Below are 17,076 nucleotides of genomic sequence, written 5' to 3' on the forward strand. Positions count from 1 at the left end.
GGTGCCGAATTAACGAACGCGACGCAGGTAGCCGTCCGGTGCAACGCTGATCAACAGCTTGTTGTCCATCTGCACATCGATTTCAAAATCGCGGTTTTCTTCCAGGTAAGCCCAGACCGCCGTCTTCGGGTTGTCGCCCGGCCCCCATGGACGATCCGGGAAGAAGTCGGCCGGCATGTCTTCGACCACGGTGTCCATCACCACGCAGTAGCTGCCCACCGCGACCAGCGGGGCGTACAGACGCAGCTCTTCCAGAACATGATCGTGGGTGTGGTTGGAGTCGAGCACCAGGATGACTTTCTTGCCTTCGGCCGCAGCACGGACCTGGGCGGCGATCGCCTGGTCGATGCTCGAACCCTCGATCATTTTGATGCGCTTGCTCATCGGGTGACTTTCGATGGCTTCGCGGTTGTGCGCGCGGATGTCCAGGTCAATGCCCAGCACTTCGCCATGACCCTGCAATTCCAGCAGCGAGGCGTAGTAGATGATCGAGCCGCCGTGGGCGATGCCGCATTCGATGATCAGATCCGGCTTGACCTGCCAGATGATCTCTTGCATCGCCATCATGTCTTGCGGCAACTGGATGATCGGACGGCCCATCCACGAGAAGTGGTAGCTGTATTTGTGCTTGGCCGATTCATTGAAGAAATCACGGGCCAGGCCGGTCAGTTTCTGGTCGTCGCCCTGGGCGGCGATCTGTTCCTGGCACTCGGCTTCGAAGGCTTTATTGATGCTGTTGTCGGTCATTTTCAAAATCTCAATAGTCACTGGAACGAAGCGCTGTCGACGGCGTGATAGACATAGCGTCCATCGGTCATCCGCTTGATTTCTTCGAGGTAATTGGAATTCATCACAAACAGGTTGGCGCCTTCGGGCAAGGCGTCCATGGCCTCTTGCGGCGAGGACACACGCACACCGCTCAAGGGCAGGAAGCGCCCCTGCTTGGCCGGATTGATATCCACCACGCGATCCACCGCCACCCCTGCCCGCTGCAGGAACAACGAATAGATCACGCCCTTGGACGACGCTCCCCAGATGGCAGAACCCTGTTGGGGAGCGGCCTGGATAATCCGTACGGCGCGGTCGAGGCTGGCGGTGAAGCCTTCGGGCAATGCCAGGCGTGGCACCGGTTGCTCCGGGGTCAGGCGCAACGTGGCCAGGTCGGCGACGATGTACAGGTACTGGCCACCAAACAGGTGGCCGGCCTCGTGGACGGTGCCGAACATCCGGCGCAGGTCGTCGAGACGGAAATAGTTGACGTGCTCGTAGAACAGGTCGAACCAGGCGCGGTGTTCCAGAATCCAGTCGAAGCACGGCACCTCGATATAGATCTGCCCGCCCTGATTGGCTTCGGCGATCTCGGCGAGGAAGCTCACCGGGTCCTGAATGTGCTCGAGCACATGACGCAGCACAATGGCATCGGCAGCCAGACCCAGACCGCGGGTGAACGGCGCCTTGATCACATCGGCGCTGTCACCTTCATAGGCCGGGTCGATGCCGGTGATGGCGTAGCCCAGGCCTTTCAGGAGTTCGAGAAAGTAGCCCTTGCCGCAGCCGACTTCGATCAGTTCCTGATCCTTGAAATGGCGGGCAATGATGCCTTCGACGTCACTCAAGTGCTTCTGGAACTGGCCGGAATGCGCCTGTTCGTTCTGATAATCGGCGTCGTAACTGAGCTTGTCGGCGTCGAACGCCGCATTGAAAATCAGCCCGCTACGCTCGTCCTGCACCAGCAGCATGTCGGCGCTGGCCGAGGCTCTTGCGGAGTCGGCGTCAACAAAAGTGCGGTTCTGCAACACCGGCAGGTCGGTGACACGATACAACTCATGCCTCATTGCTCTGCTCCCAGAAGTTGTTGCAAGCGTTCGGTCACGGCCCAGAACGCCAGGGGTTCATGGGTCGGGTACGGGTAATGGCCCAGGTTCAGTTGCAGTGCCACGCCGCGTTCACGCAAACGTTGCTCCACCAGTGCCCGTACCGACACCGGTTGGCCGCTGGCGCAGTTGATGACGCCATCGAAGTCGCGTTTGCGCAGGATCGCGGCGAGATAACCGGCGGCGGTTTCTATCGCCAGAAAATCACGCAGTTGTTCACCGGCGGACATGTTGAAAACCGGCTCACCCGCCTCGATGGCCCGATCCAGTGCCGCCAGCAGGCTGTTGGGGTTCTGTCCGGCTCCATGCAGGTAAAACAGTCGGGCCCATTGCAACGTGAACGCATGCGTCTGCTGCAAGCTGCGCAGGAATCGATGCAGGCTGTGCTTGGCCAGCCCATAAGGGTTGGCCGGTTGCGGCTCGACGGTTTCACTGAGCGGTCCGCTCTGCAGGCCGTATTCGAAACAGGTGCCGGTCACCAGCACCTGCGTCACCCCCGCTTCCACTACGTCCTTGATGAAGCGGTAGTCCGCCATCAGGTTGTGCTCGATGTGGAACAGCGCGCGGTAGTTCGGCAGCCCGGGCCAGGCCAGATGCGCCAGCGCATCGATGCCGTCGGTCAACGCCGCGATACCCAGATCGGCGGCGTGAATATCCGCCGCAACGAACTCGACGTCCTTGATCCACGGCATGCTCGCTGCAGTTTGCGCGTTACGTGCCACGGCCCGTACCGAGCAGCCGCGCGCCAGCAATGCTGCAACCAGATGCCGGCCGACGAACCCGGTAGCCCCGGTAACCAGTACGTTCACAGGACAGTCAACTCAGGCACGGCAATCACGAAGCGGCCATCCCACTGACGTACCTGGGCCAGTTGCTGACTGACTTCGTGCAGCAGGTTCCATGGCAGCACCAGAACGTAGTCGGGTTTTTCGACATCGATCTGCGCCGGGGAAACGATCGGGATTCGACTGCCCGGCAAACACTTGCCCTGCTTGTGCGGGTTGGCATCGGCCACCCAGGCCAGCAGGTCCGGCTTGACCCCGGCGTAGTTGAGCAAGGTATTGCCCTTGGCGGCCGCGCCATAACCGACGACACGCTTTCCGTCAGCCTTGGCCTGCAGCAAAAAGCGCAGCAGTTCGTGCTTGATACGCTCGGCGGCAGGTGCCAGGGTCGCGTAGTACTCAGGGGTTTTCACCCCGGCGTCGAGTTCGGCCTGCAATTGCTGCTGCACGGTTGGCTGTACCGGGCGGCGCTGGCCGTCCATACGCTGGACAAACACCCGCAGCGAGCCACCATGGGTGGACAGCTGACTGACGTCGAACACTTGCAGACCGTTACGCTCGCACAAGGTCTGCACGGCGGTCAGCGAAAGGTAGGAATAGTGCTCGTGGTACAGCGTGTCGAATTGCTGGCCGGCCATCAGCGTGAGCAATTGCGGAAACTCGAACGTCGCCACACCCGTCGGCTTGAGCAGCGTCGCGAAACCACCGAGGAAATCGTTGATGTCCGGCACATGGGCCAACACGTTGTTGGCCGCCATCAGGTCGGCGCCCCAACCCTCGCCGGCCAGCTGCCTGGCGGTATCGCGGCCGAAGAACAGCTCGCGAATCTCCAGGCCTTTTTCCCGTGCCGCTTGCGCGGTGCTGCGGGTCGGCTCGACGCCCAGGCAGGGAATGCCGCGACGGGCCACGTACTGCAACAGGTAGCCGTCGTTGGCCGCCACTTCCACGACGCGGCTGTCGGCGGTCAGGCCGAAACGCTCGACCATCTCGGCCACATAACCCTCGGCATGGGCCAGCCAGGTGCTGGAGAACGAACTGAAGTAGGCGTACTCGGCATCGAACAGGCTGTCGGCGCTGGTGTAGTCCTCTGTCTGGACCAGCCAGCATTGCTGGCACACCGCAACCTTCAAGGGCACCCATTGTTCGGCCTGATCCAGCTGATCGGCGCGCACGTAGGCATTGGATGGCGGCGATGTACCCAGGTCGATCAGTGGCAGGGTCAGTGCAGCAGCGCAACCACGGCAGTTCATAAACGCACTCCGGCGAAATGTTCATCGAGCGGCGGATGGTTGGCATCACGCACCGACAGATTATTGACAGGCAGCGGCCAGGCAATCGCCAGCCGGGGATCGTTCACCGACAAACCGCCTTCGTGTTCCGGCGCGTAATCGTTGCTGTGCAGGTAAAGCAGCTCGGCGTCGGCGGTCAGGGTCTGGAAACCATGGGCGAATCCGGCCGGAATCAGCAGGCTGCGACCATCGCCGGCACGCAGCTGCTCAGCGTGCCAGCGCAGAAAGGTTGGCGATTCAGGCCGCAAGTCCACCGCCACATCCCAGACCTCACCGCGCAGACACGTGATCATCTTGGCTTCCGGCGCGTGGGCGTTCTGGTAATGCAAACCGCGCACGCTGCCCCGCTCGCGGGTGCAGGAATGGTTGATCTGACGGATATGAAACGCCTGACCGAACGCACTCAGGCTGCCTTCGCAGAACAGCCGCGCGAAGTGCCCGCGCTCATCTTCGAAGCGTTTGTGTTGCACGCTGAACAAGCCGTCGAGCGGCAATGCCTTCAACAGAAACTCGCTCACAGCACGCCCCGGTACAAATTCAACTGGCCCAGGCTGATGGCGCGCATGTCATCGCCGTTCTGCCAGGCCAAATGCCAATCCAGGGTATGGGTCAGGCATTGCTGCAACGTCCAGCGCGGTTGCCAGCCCAGCAATTGACGGGCGCGGCTGCTGTCCAGGCGCAGCAGACCGGCCTCATGCATGTCACTCGGTTCGATGCGCAGGCCGCGTGCCTGTGGCCAGCGGTTGGCGAGCAGCCCAACCACTTCGCCGACGCTGCACATGTCCGCTTCACCGGGGCCGAAATTCCAGGCACCGGCAAACGCATTGCCCTGTTCATACAGGCCGGCAGCCAGTTGCAGATACCCGGCCAGTGGCTCCAGGGCGTGCTGCCACGGACGCACCGCCTGCGGATAGCGCAGCGTGACCGGCTCATCCGCCGACCAGGCCCTCAGCACATCGGGAATCAATCGCTCCGGGGCGAAATCGCCACCGCCCAGCACATTGCCGGCGCGGGCCGTGGCCAATGCCAGGCCATGCTCAGCATACTTTTCGGCGGGGAAAAACGAGGCGGCATAGGACTGCGCCAGCAACTCGCAGCAGGCCTTGCTGCTGCTATACGGATCGTGACCGCCCAGGGCTTCGTTTTCCCGGTATGGCCACAGCCATTCCTGATTGGCATAGACCTTGTCGGTCGTCACCAGCACGCAGGCACGCACGCCACCTATCTGACGAATCGCCTCAAGCAGGTTGAGTGTGCCCATGACGTTACTGGAGTAGGTGCCCAACGGGTCGCGATAGCCTTCGCGCACCAGCGGCTGGGCCGCCAGATGCAGGACGATTTCAGGCTGGGTTTCGGCGATCAACTCCAGCAAGGCCCCCAGGTCACGCAGGTCGCCGCGCTGATCGTTGATGCCTTCGTGAACGCGGGCCAGTTCGAACAGACTGGGTTCGGTGGATGGCTCAAGCGAAAAACCGCTGACCTCGGCGCCCAGGCTTTGCAGCCACAACGTCAGCCAACTGCCCTTGAATCCAGTGTGGCCGGTGACCAGAACCCGCTTGCCGCGCCAGAATTGCGGGCTCAGTCCCATTGCTTCCATGGGGCCTCCCCGCTCTGCCACAACGATTCCAGGTGGTTCTTGTCACGCAGGGTGTCCATCGGGTGCCAGAAACCGTCGTGCTGGAAGGCCTGCAACTGCTGCTGGCTGGCCAGTGCCGCCAGCGGCTCGGCCTCCCAGGATGTCTGGTCGTCTTCGATAAACGGCAGCACCTTGGGCGACAGCACGAAAAAGCCGCCATTGATCCAGCCGCCATCGCCCCGCGGTTTCTCGACGAAGCCCTTGACGCTGTCGCCATCGCGCTCCAGGGCGCCGTAACGCCCCGGTGGTTGCACGGCCGTCACCGTGGCCAGCTTGCCGTGGGACAGGTGAAAGTCCACCAGGGCACCGATGTTGAGATCCGAGACGCCATCGCCATAGGTGAAACAGAAGGCTTTTTCGCCCTCCAGATAACGGGCGGCGCGACGCAGGCGGCCGCCCGTCATGGTGTCTTCGCCGGTGTCGATCAGGGTCACGCGCCAGGGTTCGCTGTAGTTCTGGTGAACATCCATGCGGTTGTTGCACATGTCGAAGGTGACGTCGGAGGTGTGCAGGAAGTAGTTGGCGAAGAAGTCCTTGATCGCATAGCCCTTGTAGCCAAGGCAGATCACGAAATCGTGGATTCCGTGTGCGGAGTACTGCTTCATGATGTGCCAGAGAATTGGCTTGCCGCCGATCTCGATCATCGGCTTGGGCTTGAGGTGCGACTCTTCGCTGATTCGCGTGCCGAGGCCACCTGCCAAAATAACTGCCTTCATCCCCTTCCCCTATTGTTCGTCACCGGGCTCAGCCAAGCTGTATCAAGCTTTTTCGGGCCACCTGGGTTAAACCTGCATGCCGTTCAGAGCACTGGTCGACTCATCGCAAGTGCTCGTTTTATGGCGATATAAGGGGGACTTGCAGGAAACGCGCCAGCTCTTCAGCTCCCGCACCGGGCGAGGCGACGAGCGATCATTGGCACGGGTGCGAAGACTCGCAGGCAAAAAAAAGGCAGGCGACTCAACGTCGCCTGCCTTGTCAGTCTCAATACGGATACCGTCAGTCGGCCAACCAGCCGTTTTCCCAGTAGCGCAGGTTATCGCCACGCAGAACGTAGTCGCGCAGCACGATCTCGCGCAATTCGTCGCCCATGCGATAACTGGCGTCCGGATCGGACAGATGCATGCGAATGGCCTGCAACCATTCGTCCGTGGTGTTGGTCTTGATACGCGTGCAGGGCAAGTAACCGCGGTAGGCCAGGGTGTCGGTGCAAATGACCGGGTAGCCGCAAGCGCCGTACTCGAGCAGGCGCAAGTTGCTCTTGCAGTCGTTGAAAATGTGGAACTCCAGAGGCGCCAACGCCAGGTCCAGGTTCAGGCTGGCCAGCTTGGCCGGGTAGGCATCGAGCCCGATGACCCCATGGAACTCATGCATGTACGGACGCAGATCGTCCGGGCACATGCCGAAGAACACCCAATCGACTTCATTGGCCAGCTCCCGCACCACATCGGCGATCACCGCCAGGTCGCCGTGATGGCTGGTACCGCCACCCCAACCGACCCGAGGCTTTTTCGAGGTGCGGCGCTGACTGCGCAGGCCCGTCCACATATGAGCGGCCAGCATGTTCGGCACAACGCGAATATCGTGATGCATGTCCGACAAGGCATTACCCAGCGGCTCGGTGGAGACCACCACGCGATCGCACATGCCGATCGCCCGCCGAACCAGTTGTTCCATTTCGTCCTTGCCCGGCATGTTGCGGATATGCGCATTGCGATGCGGTACGTTGATGACATAGTCATCCAGTTCGTAGATCCGCCGGGCGCTGGAGTACTTTTGCAAACTCGGGATTTCGTTGATCGGACCTTCGGAATAGCGACCTTGCAGGACGATAACGTCAGGCGACTGACGCTCGACCTCGATGATCGTAGGCAGGTTGTAGTGAATGCGCCCCAACGCCCTGCCGGCCGCCTGCAGTTCGATCAGGGGCTGGGTCACACGGTAGTGCCCGATCGCGGAGGCATTGACCGGCAGCGCCAGAATCTTCGGCATCTGGACCTGGGAAAATGGGCTCCAGCCCGTGCGCAATCCTGGGTCGAGGCTGAAGCTTGTGCCCCCGAGTCCCTGTAGCGCCAGGTTGGTGTTGTAGGCCGGATCACGGGCCACGATCGGCAGCCAGCGCTTATAGAAAATTTCCTGTTCGCCTTCGCTTCGGGCCTGGTCGCCTGCCTGCGCCGGCAAGACCGGTTGCCCACCCAACGCCAGCTGGGCATACGGCGTCCACACCACCAGGTAACCTTGCTGGCCGATGCGCAGGCACAGATCCACCTCGTTGAGCGACTGCGCCAGGTCCTGATCGTCAAGACCACCGGCCGCTTCAAAAACGGCCTTGCGCACCATCAGGCAATCACCGCCCACGGCGCTGAAGTTGTGGGCAGTCTGCAATCGGAACATGTAGCCCGCCGCCTGCAGCGTCTCCCCGTAAAACGGCGCGCCGGCCGGCCCTTGCAAGCCAAGGATCAGGCCGGCATGCAGCACTCGGCCATCGGGATTGAACAGCTTGGCCCCGACGACACCGACTTCCGGGCGCTGTGCGTGATTGAGCATCTCGGCCAGCCACTGGCCCTGAGTGATGACCGTGTAAGGGTTGAGCAAAACAACATAATCGCCGGCGGCCTGCTTCACCGCGAAGTTGCGCACCGCCGCGGCATTTCCCTGTTGCGGACAATCGAGCACGCGAATCCGCTCGCTGCCCAACTGCGCCATGCCTTCGAACCAGGCACAGGCCTCGGCACTCTCACTGCCATTGTTGACCAGCAGCAACTCATATTCGCTGTAGGTCGTCTTCTCCAGCAGGCTCTCGACGCAGCGCTGCATGGCCAGGGTCTGGTCTTTGCCGACGATGATGATCGACACCAGCGGCTGTTCTGCATGCAGGTAATCGACACGATTGAGAATGGCCGAACTGCCGGGGCGAATCTCATGGGCGATGCCCATGCGCTGCAGGTGCGCTTCGAGCAACGCCGGGTTGGTATCAAGCACTTGCGGCTGCGACAACCAATTGGCCAGATCCAGCACCGACTCCAGCAACACCTCGGCAATGTGACCAATGGCGTCCGTGCCGTCATTCTCGACCATGCGCCACAACACATCGTGCGGCGCCAGCTCTGCAAAGCGCGAATCGAAACCACCCAGCGCCAGAAAACGTTCGCGCTCGAACGCCAGGGCTCGCCCGACATAGGGGTAGCTGCGCATGAGGTCCAGGTTGAAATCAGGCTTGAACGCAGGCTCCGAGGACTCACCCTGACGCAACCCGCCTTCATCGCTGTACAGGCATGCCACTCCGTGCGCGTGGGCAATTCGCTCGGCCATGATCAGCAAGGCCGGTGCCACCAGGCGATCACCGGCCCTCAACAGATAGAACCAGTCGGCACCGTCCAGTTGCGGTAGCAAATCGTTGATCTGCTGCTGCCAGTCTTCTTGCAGCGGCAATCGGAATACCCGTCCGTCCAGCCCGGCCTCAGTGCAGGAAGCCGACAGCACCAGGGTCAATTCAGGTACGTAATCCTGCGCGGCGAGCGATTGCAGCGTCACCTGCAGTGCGGAACGGCTGCCCTCCTCATCGATGACGACCGGAACGATTTTCGGAACTTTCGGCCACGCAGCCAGCGTGTCCGCCAGCGAATCGCGCTGCCCCTCTGTGAGCAGGCGACAGGCGAGCCATTGGGCATAGAGCTCGGCAAAACTGACACTGGCGATACCGACATGCCACTCCTGGGTGGTCTGCTTCGTCCCCAGGGTCCGACTCAACGGCAGCTCTTCCCACACTCGTGGCGATTCATCCACCTGGGTCAGCGGCACATAGCGAACCCAACCCGGCGCCGGTGCCGCTTCGCCGCTGCGCGCCTTGAGCATTTGCGACAACCATTGCTGCTCGGTCTGCGCCGCGTCCTTCATCGCCTGCTGACTGCTCAAGCGCTCGGGGTACAGGCGTTCGATGCCGAGGACGTGGTTGGACACCGCCAGATTCCCGCGCCGCATCAGACACACGTACAAGGCGAAATCGAGCGTCGCAACGAAGCAATGATCAGGCTGGGTCAATGCCGGGAACAGCTCCAGCAGATCCGCCCGACGGAACAGGGCATTGCTGAAACCGCCAAGGATGTTGACCGGAAAATTCTCGAAAATCGCCAGCAGGTCTTCGCCCTTGAATACCCCACCTACCGGGGAGAGCGGGGTGTTTTCCAGGCGCGAAGGCAAAACAAGATCATCGGCATCCCAGAACAGCCGCTGGGCCACCGCCAGGTTGACGTCAGGGCAATCGATGAGCATCTGCGCCTGACGCTCGATGCAGGCGGAGAACAACTGATCATCATCGCAAAGGAACTTGATGAACTCGCCTTTCGCCTGCTCCAGGCCCGCCTGGAGATTGCCCACCAGTCCCAGGGTTTGCGCGTTGCGCACATAACGTACGGCGCCGCCCTGCTCGATCACCGAGGCAACGATACCCTCGATCTCAGGGCCACGGCTGTCGTCGCAAACGATAATCTCCAGATTGCCATAGCTCTGGCTCACTGCAGTGTGAAGCGCACGACCGAAAAAGCGGGGATTGAAGGCGGGAATGACCAGGCTGACAAGAGGAAGTGAATTCACGGCGGGCTCACAGGCGGTACGAGCCCGCTCTTGAAAGCGAGCCCCTGGATACCGCAAAAAAGACGATAAATACTGAAGGAGCAAGGCAATCGGGCGCCTGCGCGCCCGAGCACCATCAGATCTTGTTGAACAGCCCCAGCTGGGAGATCTTGCTGAACGCCAGTTGAGCGGCCTGCAGCATGGTCTGCTGCAAGGTCAGGCGGGTCATGACCTCTGCCGGGTCCGAATCCTTGATCGCCGACTGGCTCGAAGCGTTCGCCAGACTGAGGCTCTCGTTGGTCGCGGACTGATTATCCAGCGCCTGGCCGCGAGTACCGATCGTGGTAACGGCCGAACCGATCTGGTTGGCGGCACTGTCGAGGTTGCCCAGGCCGGCTTCCATGGCACCGAGAAAGTTCTGCTTGGCCACGGCGCTGCCATCGCTCGGCGTATTCAACGCGGTGATCATCTGGCCCAGGGTGTCGAGCACGTTCTGGGTCTGATGGTTGTTCGGCTGAATGATGAACTGGTCGCCCGATGCCGGGGCGCCACCGCCCAGGGCAAAGGTAACGCCCGCAGCGGTTGCGTTGCCGGCCGTCACCGTACCCGACGAAACCGGACGGCTGTCGGCGGTGATCGGTGCGGCATACAGGTCGAACGCCGTGGCGCTGGTGAACTTGAGGATGGCTCCGCCTTGCGGGAAGGCATTGGTGTAGGCCGCCTGGTTCGTCACGCTGGAGCCGGTGATGACCGCTGTCGACGAGTTGCCGGCGCTACGCGAGGCGTTGAAGGAGTCCGGGGCCGCCGACAGCTGGAAGCTGTGGCCGGCGATGACCGCGTCCGGGTTGGTGTCGGCAGCACCGAGGTTGATGTTGAGCTTGAGGTCCACGCCACGGAAGCTGACTGTCTGGTTGGCACCATTGGAGTTGCTGATCAGACCGTTCTGGCTGGCTTCGGCCGTGACGTCGTTACCCAGGGCATCGGTGATTTGCAGTTGCGTACTGCTCAGGAAGGTAACGGTATACGGCTGGCCACCGGAAAACTTCGCGTTGTAGGTGCTGCTGGAGCCGATCGTGCCGCTGGACAGCACCACACGACCGTCGTCCACCGCAGGCGCGGTCATGGTGGTCTGTGTGCGGGCAGTGTTGATGGTCTGCTGGAAAGCATCCCAACCGGTGGTGTTGGTGCCTATCGTCACGTTGTCGCCGATGCCCAGATCAATGCTGGTCTGGTCACCGTTGTAAGAGTAGGTGCCGTCCGAGTTCTGCGAGTAAGGCGCGGTGTCGGTTTTCGAACCGGAGAACAGGTAGTTGCCGTTCGCGTCCTTGGAGTTCATCAGGCCCAGTACTTGCTGCTGGATCTGCGTCATTTCCGCCGCATAGGCCTTGCGGTCCGCGTCAGTGGCAATACCGTTGCTGGCGGCAAGGGCCAGTTCCTTGGCGCGCTGCAAGGCAGTGCCGATTGAAGTCAGCGTCGTTTCCTGCTGGGTCAATGCGCTCTTGGTCGTGCTGATATTGGTGCTGTACTGATCGAGCATCGAGCTCTGCTGGCCCAGTTGCAACAACCGGCCGGCACCGATCGGATCGTCGGCGGCGGTGTTGATGCGCGTCAGGCTGCTGGCTTCGTTGCTGGTCGCGATCGCCTTGTTGAAGTTGCGCTGATAGTTCGCAGCGGTTATCTCGTAATACTGGGCGGTGGAAATGCGCATGAATTACGACTCCTTAAAGGCTGTTGATCAGCGTGCTGAAGATTTCCTGCGCAGCCTTGATGATCTGCGAAGAAGCGGTGTAGTACTGCTGGTACTTGACCAGGTTGCCGGACTCTTCATCCAGGTCGACCCCGGATACCGAATCACGGGCACCCTTGGCGTTGGTCAGGATCGCCGTCGTGGCGTCGCTGTCGGACTTGCCCTGGGCGGCCTTGGTGCCCACATTGGTGACCAGCTTGCCGTAGGCGTCGGTCAGGCTGATGCCTTTGCTTGCCGAACCGGTATCCACGGTTTGCTTGGTCTGCAGTCCCACCAGCGCTTGTGCGTTGCCGTTGTTCGACGAGGCTGCACCGGTCATGTTGATCGTGAAGGTTTCACCGCTGGCAGGCGAAGCACCGACCGTGGTCTGCAGGCTGAACGTCTTCTGTACCGCCGGCACAACGCTGTTGTCCATGATCGGAGCGCCGGTGGCGTCGACCATTGGCACGCTCAGGTTCAAGGTGTTGCTCTGGCCCGGAACGATGGTGCCGGTGCCGATCGAGTTGCCCTGGGCATCGACCAGGTTGTAGCCCTGGCTGCCGCCGCTTGGGGCACCGAACACGAGCTTGACCGGCGTCGAATACTTGATCGCGGTCTGCATGTCGGCCTGGGCCGCCGGGTTGTAGATATCGATGGTGCTGGTCAGCTTCGGCTGGGTGTAGGTGCCGGAGTTGTTGGCGCTGGTCACACCGGTCAAGGGTGATGCCGCGGCGATTTTTTTCGGGTCGGTGAGCACGGTCTGGATGCTCGCCGCCGCGCCGCGGGTCGGCGTCACCTTGAACGAATCACCGGCGCTGAGCGCGCCACCGTTGAGCGACAGGCTGAACCCGTCGATCACCGGGGCCGGTGTCGTCGTGGTGCTGAACGAGCCCATGTCAGTGCCGTCCGAACGCTTGACCGAGTAGTTGGTCGCGCTGGTGAACGTCACCTGATAATCGTTGGTGGTCAGCTTGCCGGTGTCCTTGATGGTGACATCCAGGTTGCCCGAACCTGCGCTGTTGCCTGCCTGGGCGATGCTGCGCTGGCTGATCAGCGCGGCACTGTTGATATTGTTGAAAATCGCCGCGCCGAAATCGCCGTTCTTGTCGATGCCTTGCGCCTGCTGACTGTTGATCTGGTCAGCGACCACCAGGGCTACGCGCCCCAACTCGTTGAGCGAAGGATCGAGCACGTCCTTGCGATAGGTGAGCAGGCCACCGATCGAACCGCCAGTGACCACCGACGTGATGTCGATGGTGCTGGAACCACGGTCCATCTGCAGCGCCATGCGCGAAGGATCGTCCTTGCTCGGTACGGTTTGCAGTGTGTTGGTGGTGTTGCCGACCACCAGAGGCTGACCGCTGCCGACATAAATGTCGTAGCTGTTGCCGCGCTCGACAACCTGCGTCCCGACCAGCTCGGACAGCTGGCGTACCGCCTCGTTGCGCGAGTCCATCAGGTCGTTGGGCTGGCTGCTGCCGGTGGAAAGCTCGGAAATCTTCTGGTTGAGATTGGCGATCGTGGTGGACAGCTTGTTCACCTGCGCCGCCATGTCCGACAAATTGCCGTTGAGATTGGTGTTCTGGTCATTCAACTGCTTGGCAATCGAATTGAAGCGGGCGGACAACGCCTGCGCACCGCTGAGCACCGACTGACGGGAGGTATCGTCGGTAGGCGAAGTCACGACGCCCTGCATCGAGGTGAAAAACTTCTGCAGCACACCGGTCAACCCGGTGTTGGAGTCCGAAAGCGTCGCGTCCAGCGGCGTGGCCTGGGCACTGTACGCCGCCGCTTCGCTATTGAGCGAGGAAGCGGTGCGCAACTGCGATTCCAGGTAGGAGTTGTACACCCGACGCACATCGGCCAGCGTGGTGCCGGTGCCGATGAACACGTTGCCGTACTGAAGGGAGCTCTTGGTTGACTGCACGGTCTGCTGGCGCGAGTACCCGGCGGTGTCGACGTTGGCAATGTTGTTACCGGTAGTCACCAACGATGAATGGTTGGCAGACAACCCCGACATCCCGATATTGAGCAAACTCATGGTTCAGACCTTATAACTTGTGCCTACAAAGGCATAGTGGAAGCGCCCGCCGCAGCGTAGTTCTGGTAACTCGTCATCTGCCTGGCAATCTGCGAAATCTTGCTCGCGTAATTGGGGTCGGTTGCGTAACCGGCCTTTTGCAATTCGCGTACAAACTGTTCAGGGTTATCGGCAGACTTCACGACATCTTGATAGCGATTGTTGGTTTGCAGCAGCGTGACCAGGTCATGGAAGCTGTCCTTGTAGGAATCGTAGGAACGGAACTCGGCCGTCTCCTTGACCATCTGGCCGTTCCTGAATTCGCTGGTGATCGCCCGCGCCGAACTGCCCTTCCAGCTATCGCCGGCCTTGATGCCGAACAGGTTGTGGCTGCTGCTGCCATCCTGTGCACGCATGACCGATTTGCCCCACCCGGTTTCCAGTGCAGCCTGCGCCACCAGGTAACGTGGATCGACGCCGATACGGTCGGCCGCCTCCTTGGCCATCGGCAGCATGGTATTGACGAAATCGTCGGCGGAACTGAAGGCTTTCTTCGCAGGCGCCAGAGGAATCTGGGCGATGGCACGACCGTGAATCTGCAGGGTCCCGCCGGAGGATTGCTGCGCACTGAGCAGCCAGTCGCCGTTGTACAGAGGCCCGGACCCGGTTGTCGTGGTGCGCTCCGGCAATGCTGTCTTGCTGACGGCTGCGGTACCGGTCGCGGCGGAAGGCACCAGCCCCGCCAGCAGGCGGTCGGCCAGTTTTGGCGGCAATGCCAGTCGTCGCTGATTCATCAGCGCCATGTCGTTGCGATGCGCGCCCTCGCCTGTCGGTGCGCCGACCGAGCGTGAAGCCCACAGCGGACGTTCACCATTGACTCGCGACAGCGGCCCATTGGTTGCTACCGTGCCGGCAGCCACCGGCGTCTGAGCGGCGGCTTTTGCGGCTGCCTGCTTCTGCGCGGACAATTCTGCCGCCTCACCCGGCGCCAGCGGTTTATTCTTCGACATCTGCCGCATCAGCACGTCCGCCAGACCGATACCACCGCCCTGACGGGACATGGAAACGGCCAGTTGCTGGTCGTACATTTCCTGATACTGCTTGGCTTCAGGCGTATTGAGCGGGTTGTCCTTTCCCAGCGCTTCGGTGGCCGAGCGCATGGACTTGAGCATTTCGCCAAGGAACAGCGATTCGAATTCCTGCGCCACCTTGCGCATGTTCGCATCGCTGTTCTTGTCGCCGACCTTGAGCTGATTGAGACGATTGAGGTCCGAATAGGCGCCCGAATCGCTGCTGCTGACCAGGCCGCTCTTGTGCATATCCATGGTCGCCGTCCTCAAATCACGATCAGGTCGGCCTGCAAGGCGCCGGCTTGTTTGAGTGCTTCGAGAATGGCCATCAGGTCACCCGGTGCCGCGCCGACCTGGTTCACCGCCCGCACGATTTCGTCGAGGGTGGTGCCCGGACCGAACTTGAACATCGGCTTGGCTTCCTGCTGGGCGTTGATCTTCGAACGCGGCACCACCGCCGTCTGGCCATTGGACAGCGGACCTGGCTGGCTGACGATCGGGTCTTCGGTGATGGTCACGGTCAGGCTGCCGTGGGTGACGGCGGCCGGGGAAACCTTGACGTTCTGCCCGATCACGATGGTGCCGGTGCGGGAGTTGATGATGACTTTCGCCACAGCCTGACCCGGATCGATCTCGAGGTTCTCCAGGATCGACAGGTAGTCGACCCGCTGGCTCGGATCGAGTGGCGCGGTGACGCGAATCGAACCGCCATCGATCGCCTGGGCCACGCCCGGACCGAGCATGTCGTTGATTTTGTCGACGATGCGCTTGGCCGTGGTGAAGTCGGAACGGTTGAGGTTCAACGTCAGGCTGTTGCCCTGGTTGAAACCGCTCGGCACGGCCCGCTCGACCGAGGCACCGCCCGGGATGCGGCCGGCCGAAGGAACGTTGACCGTGATCTTCGAGCCGTCGCGACCCTCGGCATCGAAACCGCCCACCACCAGGTTGCCTTGCGCAATCGCATAGACGTTGCCATCGATACCCTTGAGCGGTGTCAGCAGCAGGGTGCCGCCGCGCAGGCTCTTGGAGTTACCGATGGATGAAACCGTGATGTCGACCTGCTGCCCCGGCTTGGCGAACGCCGGCAAATCGGCACTGACCGACACCGCCGCGACGTTCTTCAACTGCACGTTGCCCGAACCCGGCGGCACCTTGATGCCGAACTGCGAAAGCATGTTGTTGAAGGTTTGCAGGGTGAACGGCGTCTGGGTCGTCTGGTCGCCGGTGCCGTTAAGCCCCACCACCAGGCCATAACCGATCAATTGGTTGGAACGCACGCCGGAAATACTGGCGATGTCCTTCAGCCGCTCGGCTTGAGCACTGAAAGCCGCGGACATCAGGAGCGCGGCCACCATGAGTTTTCTGAAATTCAACATGCTCACCGGAAAAGCCACTTAGAAAGGGAACAGCGGGCTGAGGAAGAAACGGTCGAACCAGCCCGGCTGACTCGCATCGGCAAACGAGCCGGTGCCCGAATAAGTGATGCGCGCATCGGCAACCCGGGTCGACGATACGGTGTTGTCGGTGGCGATGTCGTCGGCACGAACCAGGCCGGCAATCCGCACCAGCTCATCACCGGTGTTGAGGGTCATCCACTTCTCGCCACGCACGGCAATGATGCCGTTGGGCAATACATCGGCGACGGTCACGGTGATCGAGCCGGTCAGGGTGTTGCCCTGCGCCGCCTTGCTGTCGCCCTTGGTCGCGCGGTCGCCTTCATAGCTGGCGTTCAGGCTCAGGTCACCGCTACCGAACGGGTTGTTGGTGTTGGGTGTGGAGCCGAACAGCGAGGTCAGGCCGATGCCGGTCTTGCTGTTTTTCGCCACTTGCGAGTTGGCGTTTTTACTGGCCTGGGTCTTTTCGTTCAGGGTGATGGTGATGATGTCACCGACCCGGAACGCCTTGCGGTCCGAGTACAGGTTCTGCTCGAACCCGGCCTGATAGATCGAGCCATTGTTCGCTGCAGCCGGCAGTGGCGTGCGCGGCAACACCGGGGCGTAGTAAGGGTCATTGGGCTTGGGCGTCGGACCGACACAACCGGTCAGCGCGGTGATCCCACTCAGTGCCAGAACAGAGACGATGCGTTTCATGACCCTACCTCACGGTGTTG

The 17,076-nt window shown here is 61.5% G+C and carries 13 protein-coding genes; all 13 read right to left on the reverse strand.

Annotated features, from left to right (window positions below; genetic code table 11):
- Window positions 1-9 precede the first annotated feature (9 nt).
- The 13 genes from ACQKP2_RS02510 to flgH all read right to left on the reverse strand — a co-directional run bounded on the left by ACQKP2_RS02510 (window position 10) and on the right by flgH (window position 17,056).
- Complete coding sequence (locus ACQKP2_RS02510; protein ID WP_427574107.1) at window positions 10-747, reverse strand: cephalosporin hydroxylase family protein; 738 nt, start codon at window positions 745-747, stop codon at window positions 10-12.
- Between the two features lie 17 nt (window positions 748-764).
- Window positions 765-1,835, reverse strand: coding sequence for a class I SAM-dependent methyltransferase (locus tag ACQKP2_RS02515; protein WP_427574108.1), 1,071 nt, complete (start codon window positions 1,833-1,835; stop codon window positions 765-767).
- Entirely contained in the window at window positions 1,832-2,683 is an 852-nt protein-coding gene (locus ACQKP2_RS02520; RefSeq protein ID WP_427574110.1) for an NAD-dependent epimerase/dehydratase family protein, read from the reverse strand. The genes ACQKP2_RS02515 and ACQKP2_RS02520 overlap by 4 nt, the downstream gene beginning before the upstream one ends.
- Window positions 2,680-3,906 (reverse strand): methyltransferase domain-containing protein, encoded by a 1,227-nt coding sequence (locus ACQKP2_RS02525; RefSeq protein WP_427574111.1) that lies wholly within the window; start codon window positions 3,904-3,906, stop codon window positions 2,680-2,682. The genes ACQKP2_RS02520 and ACQKP2_RS02525 overlap by 4 nt, the downstream gene beginning before the upstream one ends.
- Window positions 3,903-4,463 (reverse strand): dTDP-4-dehydrorhamnose 3,5-epimerase, encoded by a 561-nt coding sequence (rfbC, locus tag ACQKP2_RS02530; RefSeq protein ID WP_427574112.1) that lies wholly within the window; start codon window positions 4,461-4,463, stop codon window positions 3,903-3,905. Before rfbC ends, ACQKP2_RS02525 begins: the two co-directional genes overlap by 4 nt.
- Window positions 4,460-5,542: a CDP-glucose 4,6-dehydratase gene (rfbG, locus tag ACQKP2_RS02535; protein WP_427574114.1), complete on the reverse strand. Its 1,083-nt coding sequence runs from the start codon at window positions 5,540-5,542 to the stop codon at window positions 4,460-4,462. The genes rfbC and rfbG overlap by 4 nt, the downstream gene beginning before the upstream one ends.
- Entirely contained in the window at window positions 5,524-6,297 is a 774-nt protein-coding gene (rfbF, locus tag ACQKP2_RS02540) for a glucose-1-phosphate cytidylyltransferase (protein ID WP_427574115.1), read from the reverse strand. Before rfbF ends, rfbG begins: the two co-directional genes overlap by 19 nt.
- 280 nt (window positions 6,298-6,577) lie before the next feature.
- The gene (locus ACQKP2_RS02545; RefSeq protein WP_427574117.1) at window positions 6,578-10,171 is read right to left on the reverse strand and encodes a glycosyltransferase; all 3,594 of its coding nucleotides are present in this window, start codon (window positions 10,169-10,171) and stop codon (window positions 6,578-6,580) included.
- Window positions 10,172-10,286: 115 nt separating this feature from the next.
- Complete coding sequence (locus ACQKP2_RS02550) at window positions 10,287-11,858, reverse strand: flagellar hook-associated protein 3 (protein WP_427574119.1); 1,572 nt, start codon at window positions 11,856-11,858, stop codon at window positions 10,287-10,289.
- Between the two features lie 13 nt (window positions 11,859-11,871).
- Window positions 11,872-13,917: a flagellar hook-associated protein FlgK gene (flgK, locus tag ACQKP2_RS02555; RefSeq protein WP_427574121.1), complete on the reverse strand. Its 2,046-nt coding sequence runs from the start codon at window positions 13,915-13,917 to the stop codon at window positions 11,872-11,874.
- A gap of 23 nt (window positions 13,918-13,940) precedes the next feature.
- Complete coding sequence (gene flgJ, locus ACQKP2_RS02560) at window positions 13,941-15,221, reverse strand: flagellar assembly peptidoglycan hydrolase FlgJ (RefSeq protein WP_427574122.1); 1,281 nt, start codon at window positions 15,219-15,221, stop codon at window positions 13,941-13,943.
- Window positions 15,222-15,232: 11 nt separating this feature from the next.
- Window positions 15,233-16,342 carry a flagellar basal body P-ring protein FlgI gene (locus tag ACQKP2_RS02565; protein ID WP_427574123.1) on the reverse strand — a complete coding sequence of 370 codons (1,110 nt, stop codon included), beginning with the start codon at window positions 16,340-16,342 and terminating at the stop codon, window positions 15,233-15,235.
- Window positions 16,343-16,360: 18 nt separating this feature from the next.
- Window positions 16,361-17,056, reverse strand: coding sequence for a flagellar basal body L-ring protein FlgH (flgH, locus tag ACQKP2_RS02570; protein ID WP_427574125.1), 696 nt, complete (start codon window positions 17,054-17,056; stop codon window positions 16,361-16,363).
- Between the last annotated feature and the right edge of the window lie 20 nt (window positions 17,057-17,076).

The organism is Pseudomonas sp. NPDC089569 (assembly GCF_050280625.1).
GTDB lineage: Bacteria > Pseudomonadota > Gammaproteobacteria > Pseudomonadales > Pseudomonadaceae > Aquipseudomonas.